Annotated in this window: 1 protein-coding gene; it reads right to left on the bottom strand. The window is 42.2% G+C overall.

The genetic code is table 11. The features are described 5' to 3' along the window. Positions 1 to 10 precede the first annotated feature (10 nt). A partial coding sequence (locus tag HCR01_RS38210) for a hypothetical protein (protein ID WP_226890105.1) occupies positions 11 to 567 on the bottom strand: 557 nt, incomplete at its 5' end.

The raw sequence follows: 567 nt of genomic DNA, 5'->3' as shown, positions 1-567 counted from the left end.
CCCTAGCTGTCTAATTGGTATTCAGAGGTTGAAAATCAAATGCACAGAGACGTTCTTGATGTTGATTGACTAAACCTTGTATTGCACTACTGGGATGACGATGAAGGCGATGTTTTTGTTGACGAGGAGCTTCACAAAAAGCTAATCTGCGACGTTGAGAGTTGTATTCCAGTACAGGGACTTCCCGAATTTGTGCAAGTAACTGTTGTTCACTTTCGCCTAAGAAAAGAACTCGATACTGCCCAAAATCGCGCAATTCGGCAGTGGACTTGCGCCCACTAATTCGCCGCTGATGACGACGTAAATGGCTAAACAAAGACTCGATTTTCAGGTTATCTGCTGGTAAACCAGGGATATCATAGCAGTGTAATAAGTCAGCACCGTATTTATCCCATAAACGTTGTAACTTTTTCTTGAGAGCAAACTGTGCTGGATATTGTTGAGGGTCAGGCTGAAATTGTTGTAATAACTCTTCCATGTCGCGCCGAACTTGAAGACTGGTTAAGGAGATTTTTGCAGTATGTATAATATTAGTCACATTATCTCTACTCCGTTTGGAGTGTTCAG

Origin of the sequence: Nostoc sp. MG11 (assembly GCF_014904695.1) — a bacterium.
Classification (GTDB): domain Bacteria; phylum Cyanobacteriota; class Cyanobacteriia; order Cyanobacteriales; family Nostocaceae; genus Komarekiella.
The sequence above is the reverse complement of the archived record's forward strand: the minus strand, read 5'-3'. Positions and strand labels throughout refer to the sequence as shown.